Source organism: Nocardia sp. TBRC8007 (assembly GCF_056629435.1).
The window spans coordinates 20,773-27,004 of the sequence record NZ_JBWSOR010000045.1 but is presented as its reverse complement, the minus strand read 5'-3'; the positions used below and the strand labels follow the sequence as shown (position 1 = coordinate 27,004).

Here is a 6,232-nt window from a genome sequence, read left to right as displayed (position 1 = left end):
CAGTCGACCACAGATCATAGAAATCTGATTTACTCATACCAACCAATCCTCTACTCATACCAACCCGGTATACGCACACCGCTCAGTCAACCGACGCCCCACGACCTGCTGATCGAAATGATCAATGGAGCCGAACGGATAGACCCGGCCATAATGGACCGGCTGACAGGCGCGGGTGAAATCTTTAGTAATCCACTATACATTGATCTTTTTCATCCGTGTGCTGCGTGAATATCACGATTATGGAGGAACTGAATACAACGGTATAAACCCCGAATAAAGGAGTGGTGCTTGATGTCTGATGTGGTGTCCGCCGCCGTGGCTGATACTGCTGTGTTGGCGAAGTGTGGAGATGTGAAGGCAGCACTAGCGCCGACAGGCTTGCGCTCGTCGGCTGAGAAGACCAGGATCTCCCATGTCGATCCGAGGTTAGAATTCCTTGGTTTCCATATCCAGCTGCAGTCCAAGCGGGGACGGCGAAGAAGTATGTCTCGATTTCCCCTTCGGGGAAGTCGTTCGTTTCGGTCATCTAAAAGGTTAGGATGCTGACGCTTCGGCACAAGCATTGAACAATCGCAGACCTGCTGCAGCCTCGACCATTACGCATGGTGGAAAGTCGCCGGATGGATGCGGAAACGGCACCACAGGCTAGCCTGAGGAGTCTTCCGTTGAAATTTTGTCCGGATAGCAGATCCGCGACGACAAGTTCGCGATGTTCCTACCGTGAGAAGTGGAACTCACCCGCTACCATTTCCGGGGCTACAACATTGCTACTCCTTGGAATCGGCGCAAACCGACAACTGCTGCAATGGCATAACCCGTGGAGAGCCCGTTGCGTCGAGATACGCATTGAACCGTCCTGGACTAGCTGGAGCTGTGATGTGCTGCGGTGGGGTGGAGTGGGTGATCTGTCATGATGCGGCCCGGTGGGCAAGCCAATGCTGCGGATGGTGATGGTCTTGTGCAGCGGCAGCAGTCGTATGCGGGGTTTGCGGGGGAGCTTCCCAGTGTCGATCAGTTCGGACGACATTGCCGACGTGTTCTCTGCTGTAGAGGTAGAGCAGTCTGTTTACGGCAGTGCGGGTGTTCATGCAGACAACACGGAGTTGGTGAGCTCCACCTGTGGCTTTCAAGGTCAGTTCGCTTTCAGCCGACCACCAGCGGTCCTGATCTCGCAGCGACCTTCGGGTACAGGCTGGTGTGCAAACCGCGACCGGATCGAAGCTACGTCTCTTCTCCGCCATCAGGCATTTCCGATAGGGTCTTGCCTCCACGATACGAGGGGAAACGTACGTGGTGATCGGGGCGATCTTCAGAGGGGATGCTGAAAAAGCTCACTATTGCTCGCGTGATGATGGGTGCGATCTTCAAAGGAGATGATGGACGTGGTCAAGAAGGCTGTGGTGCTGCTGAGCGGAGGGCTCGACTCGTCGACGGTCTTGGCAATCGCCAGACATGAGGGATACGAGACCTATGCTCTGAGCTTCCGCTATGGTCAGCGACACAGTGTTGAACTGGAGGCTGCGGGCCGTGTCGCTAAGGCACTTGGCGCAGCAAGACATGTGGTGGCCGACATAGATTTGCGAGTCTTCGGCGGTTCGGCGTTGACTGCGGACATCGATGTTCCTCATCACGATTGTGTCGAGGAGATCGATACTGGTGAGATCCCGATCACGTATGTTCCTGCGCGGAACACGATCTTCCTGTCATTTACCTTGGCGTGGGCCGAGACTCTTGGCACCAGTGACGTTTTCATCGGCGTCAGTGCGTTGGATTACAGCGGCTGCCCGGATTGCCGGCGAGATTATATCAAAGCTTTCGAGCGGATGGCCAATCTCGCGACCAAGGCTGGTGTGGAGGGTCGTCAGCACTTGAAGATCCACACACCGCTGATCGAGTTGACCAAGGCGCAAACCATTTCGCGTGGCCTGGACCTGGGTGTGGATTACGGGCTGACCCACAGCTGCTGTGACCCACGCTGGGATGGCGCCGGTTGTGGAACCTGCAACTTGTGCTTGTTGCGTATCCGTGGCTTTGCAGAGCTAGGAATGGTGGACCCGGCGCGATACGCCCTCGGGGTCGCGTGATGGTGTATCAGGTCAAGGAGATCTTCTACACACTCCAGGGAGAAGGTGGCAATGCAGGTCGCCCAGCTGTGTTCTGCCGGTTCGCTGCTTGCAACCTGTGGAATGGCCAAGAGCCTGGGCGTGCTCGTGCGATCTGCAAGTTTTGCGACACGGACTTTGTGGGTATGAACGGGCCGGGGGGTGGAAGTTTCGTGACAGCAGTGGCGTTAGCCGAGGCTGTCTCGGGAATATGGGAAGGAAATGCTCATCAGCGAGCCCGCAGGCTTGTCGTATGCACCGGTGGAGAGCCGTTGCTCCAACTCGATCAGCCTCTGGTCGGGGCACTCCACGAAGCGGGATTCGAGATCGCTGTCGAAACCAATGGCACACGGCCTGCGCCCGAAGGCTTGGACTGGATTTGTGTCAGTCCCAAGGCTGGCGCTGACCTTCTCTTGACCGCAGGAGATGAACTGAAGCTGGTATTTCCTCAAAAGAAAGCGCCTCCGGAACTATACGAGTCGCTCGACTTTTTGTCGATGCTGCTGCAGCCGATGGGCGGACCGATGCTTCAGGAGAACACAAAAGTTGCGGTCGAGTACTGCCTGCAGCATCCGCAGTGGAGATTGAGTGTGCAAATCCACAAGTATATCGGGATCAAATAATGGAGATATTCCGCGAGTTCGCCTTCGAAGCTGCTCACTATCTACCGAATGTTCCTGAAGGACACAAATGCGCTCGACTGCACGGTCATTCGTATAAGGTCACCATCCATGTTACCGGCGAGGTCGAGGCCGGGACTGGATGGGTCATGGACTTCGTCGAAGTCAAGAAGGCTTTTGAACCACTGGTCAACCAACTCGATCACCGCTATCTCAACGAAGTGCCAGGACTGGAGGACCCCACCAGTGAGGTGCTCGCGCGTTGGATATGGCGACGGTTGGTTGATGTACTGCCTTTGTCTCAGGTTGTGGTCAGAGAAACGTGTACCTCCGGGTGCATTTATAAGGGAGAGAATGAGCTATGTGCTGAATGATTTCAAGCGCAATCTTGTATGTCATCGCCCTCGGTTGATCCGTCCTACTCTGGTCGATCCGCTCTTACGAGATTTGATGGTTCGGTTGGGTATCGAGCCACAGTATTTCATATCAGATGAGCCCGGTGTAGCCCAGGCAGGAGCGCCGACATTCGTTGTTGTAGAAATTATCCATCCAATCAGCTATCGCAATAGTCGATTCGATGGTAGTCGAGGCCAACTCATCGGCCTCGACGCTCGACACACCGTCACGGACCCTCGCGCGAATTCTCGTAATGCGGCAATTCGTTTGACGCGATCTGAAGGTTGTAGATTGAGGAAGCGAGTTCATCGGGGTTGTCCACGTGCAGGCTGAACGAGCCTACCTCGACTACTCGGCGGTGCTTCTCCAGCAGCCCGGGGACTGTAGCTGTGCGCTCTCGATCGAGTTCGATATTGATGTTCGTTCCGTCTTGGGAAGGCAGATACAGCCGTCCGGATACCTCACCGGGCGTTGTTCGGGAGAATCGCCTGGAAACACGTGCTGCGGCGATGTTCTCGATCGGGATGGTCGCGACGACGTGCTTGCCTTCACGCAACTGTAGCTCGTGCTGCGTGAGCAAGTGGGGGTGGATCACCCGACTCGAGCCGAATCCACTGTGGCGCATCGGTTCCAACCGATCGACTGGTCGAGTCCGATCAGTTGTCACCGGCGCCCATGGCAACCGAGCAACGGGCACCTATCCGATATCGACTACTCGGGCCCATGCGGGCGGCGGGTCCGGAACGTAATCGGGATCGTGTGCGCGCCACGTTGTGGTGTACCGCCGACGGAACAGTCCCACCACAGTCCGGCATGGTGGTCGTCTGGTAGGCCAGGGGGTCTGGCCGTCGGTCAGGATCACGAGGGCATCGGGGCCGGGCTGGGCGCGCAGCACCTTGTCGATGCCTGTGCGCAGGTCTGTTCCCCCACCGCCGACCAACGGTATTCGCTCGGCGCGGCACAGCGGGTGCGCGATCCTGGCCGCCGCGTCACCCGGCAGCACGGTGACCAGGTCGCGGCGGCCGCCTACCGCACGGACGATAGCGGCCACTTCGAGGAGCGCGCTGCCCAGTTCGGTGTCGCTGACTGAACCGGATGTATCGATGAGTACCGCGACCCGGGGTGGTGTTTGCCGCAGAGTCGGTAGCACGACGCCGGGCACCGCGGCTGAGCGCCGGGCCGGTCGGCCATAGGTGTAATCCTCGCCCGCGCCGGTGCCGCGGACCGCTGAGCGGATGGCGGCTCCCAGCAGAACGCGCCATGGCTGTGGTGGGTGGAATACCTCTTCTGCCCAGCGTTTCCACCCTTCAGGGGTACTCCCCGGACGGCCGATGATACCTTGTGCCACCTGGAATCGGACGGCGTCGCGTTCCTGTTCGCTGAGTCCGTTCTCGGCGTTCGGTTCCAGTTCCCATTCGCGTTGTGATCCGTCGGCGCCGCTGCCGCAGTCGAGCCAGGCCATGTCCTGCGTATGCGGGCCGAGCCGGAACTGGCGCAGGTAATCCTCCATGAGTTCGCCTTCGGGCAACCCCAACGACTCGGGCGTGACAGCCCCGCCGGGCTGGGCCAATCCGTCGCCGAATATGTCGTCATTGATCTCACAGTCGGCGGCGATGTTCATCCGCAGTCGTTCCCCTGGGTCGGTCAGACCGTGTCGCCGGGCGAATCGGTCACTGCGACTGTGATGGTCGCGCAGCAGATGTGATACCTCGTGAACCCATACTCCGGCCAGATCCTCCATTGGGGTCCGGTCCACGAACGCAGGTGAAACGTAGCACCGCCAGTACCGGTCGACACCCATTGTCGGTACCCGGCGCGATTCGACGACACACAGCGAGAACAGCGCGGTCGCCAGGTAGGGCCGGACTCTGACGGCGTGTAATCGGGCGGCGAAGAGCTTGTCGCGGTCCAGTGTCTCCGTCGTGCGCGCGCTCACCGGCCCACCTGCACAGCGGCACGATCGGCTGCACGATCGGCCTCCTGGGACACCGAGACCACTCCGGCGAGTTCCTCGATCGCCACCGGCACGTCCCAGTCGTCGCGGCGCAGTGTGGCGAGAGTTGTCGCGGGAACGACGAGCACATCCGGAGCCCCGGTTGCCAAAGCCTTGACCAAAAGTGCCCATGCCGCATCCCATCGGGATTTCTCCGGGTTTTTGCGGACTGCCGCCACAACGCCGTCGAGCGCGGCCTGGCGCAGATCCCCGCGTTCGGGCAAGACGGCGCCCGCTGGATCGGCGAGTAGCACCTCCGGATCCGGAAGGTCCATCCGATCCGCACTGGCGAGCAGTTCGAAGCCGGGCCCATCGCCCACAGCAGCCCGGACGAGGATGGAGAGCACATCTCGAGATGAACCGGCTGCGGTGGCGAAGGCGATCAGCCGCAGTGCCATCTCCCAACTTCGCGGCGACGGCCATGGACTACCTCGGCGCGTTTCGGTGCTGGGCAGTCGGTGGACGAGAGCGGGACGGGCCGCGAGGAGCACACACACCGCGCTGCGTGCGAAAGCTACTGCCTCACACAGCTTTTTCGGGTCCAGCTGCGGCAGGGTAGCGTGCGGCCAGGTCCCGCCGAGGCCGCGAACGACGACGTCGTGATCGTGGGTCCACTGCAGATGCACGAACCGGTTGGCCAATGGTGGGCTCAGCTCCCAGCCATCGGCGGCAGAGGACGGCGGGTTGGCCGCGGCTACGATCCGGACGCCTGGCGGCAGTTGGATGGCGCCGATCCGCCGTTCCAGAACCAGACGGAGCAGGGCGGCTTGTACCGCGGGTGGCGCGGTGGACAGTTCGTCCAAGAACAGCAGTCCGCGGTCTGCGCGGACGAGTCGTACAGCCCAGTCCGGTGGAGCCATCGGGACTCCGTGTTCCGCGGGATCGTCTCCGATGATGGGCAGGCCGGAGAAGTCCGACGGCTCATGCACACTCGCGATGACCGTGGTCAGCGGAATATTCAGGTCGGCGGCGAGCTGGGTCAGGGCCGCGGTCTTCCCGATACCCGGTTCACCCCAGAGGAGAACCGGCAGCCGACGGGAGGGTCGGATCTCCGCGCGAAGCCGCCGCGGCTCGGTCGAGCCGCGGCCCTGTTCGCCGGTGTGCGGCTGCTTTCGCAT

At 60.3% G+C, this 6,232-nt stretch carries 7 protein-coding genes; 4 read left to right on the top strand and 3 right to left on the bottom strand.

Features of this window, described 5'->3' with window-relative positions:
• The 4 genes from ACX4ZE_RS21310 to queD all read left to right on the top strand — a co-directional run.
• A partial coding sequence (locus ACX4ZE_RS21310) for a hypothetical protein (protein WP_480275243.1) occupies nucleotides 1–231 on the top strand: 231 nt, incomplete at its 5' end.
• 1,145 nt (nucleotides 232–1,376) lie between these two features.
• Nucleotides 1,377–2,087: a 7-cyano-7-deazaguanine synthase QueC gene (queC, locus tag ACX4ZE_RS21305; RefSeq protein ID WP_480275242.1), complete on the top strand. Its 711-nt coding sequence runs from the start codon at nucleotides 1,377–1,379 to the stop codon at nucleotides 2,085–2,087.
• Nucleotides 2,087–2,728 carry a 7-carboxy-7-deazaguanine synthase gene (gene queE, locus ACX4ZE_RS21300; protein WP_480275241.1) on the top strand — a complete coding sequence of 214 codons (642 nt, stop codon included), beginning with the start codon at nucleotides 2,087–2,089 and terminating at the stop codon, nucleotides 2,726–2,728. Before queC ends, queE begins: the two co-directional genes overlap by 1 nt.
• Nucleotides 2,728–3,099 (top strand): 6-carboxytetrahydropterin synthase QueD, encoded by a 372-nt coding sequence (queD, locus tag ACX4ZE_RS21295; RefSeq protein WP_480275240.1) that lies wholly within the window; start codon nucleotides 2,728–2,730, stop codon nucleotides 3,097–3,099. Before queE ends, queD begins: the two co-directional genes overlap by 1 nt.
• Nucleotides 3,100–3,347: 248 nt before the next feature.
• On the opposite strand, the gene ACX4ZE_RS21290 is transcribed toward queD, so the two are convergent.
• The 3 genes from ACX4ZE_RS21290 to ACX4ZE_RS21280 are packed head-to-tail and all read right to left on the bottom strand — an operon-like array spanning nucleotide 3,348 to nucleotide 6,232.
• Nucleotides 3,348–3,788: a hypothetical protein gene (locus tag ACX4ZE_RS21290; protein WP_480275239.1), complete on the bottom strand. Its 441-nt coding sequence runs from the start codon at nucleotides 3,786–3,788 to the stop codon at nucleotides 3,348–3,350.
• Nucleotides 3,789–3,818: 30 nt separating this feature from the next.
• Nucleotides 3,819–5,057 (bottom strand): vWA domain-containing protein, encoded by a 1,239-nt coding sequence (locus tag ACX4ZE_RS21285; protein ID WP_480275238.1) that lies wholly within the window; start codon nucleotides 5,055–5,057, stop codon nucleotides 3,819–3,821.
• On the bottom strand, nucleotides 5,054–6,232 hold the full coding sequence (locus ACX4ZE_RS21280; RefSeq protein ID WP_480275237.1) for an AAA family ATPase: 1,179 nt from the start codon (nucleotides 6,230–6,232) through the stop codon (nucleotides 5,054–5,056). Before ACX4ZE_RS21280 ends, ACX4ZE_RS21285 begins: the two co-directional genes overlap by 4 nt.

What these genes read in the sequence shown, in the direction of transcription:
- ACX4ZE_RS21280 (WP_480275237.1), bottom strand. Translation starts at nt 6,232, where the DNA reads ATGCGAAAGCAGCCGCACACCGGCGAACAGGGCCGCGGCTCGACCGAG.
- queC (WP_480275242.1), top strand. Translation starts at nt 1,377, where the DNA reads ATGATGGACGTGGTCAAGAAGGCTGTGGTGCTGCTGAGCGGAGGGCTC.
- queE (WP_480275241.1), top strand. Translation starts at nt 2,087, where the DNA reads ATGGTGTATCAGGTCAAGGAGATCTTCTACACACTCCAGGGAGAAGGT.
- queD (WP_480275240.1), top strand. Translation starts at nt 2,728, where the DNA reads ATGGAGATATTCCGCGAGTTCGCCTTCGAAGCTGCTCACTATCTACCG.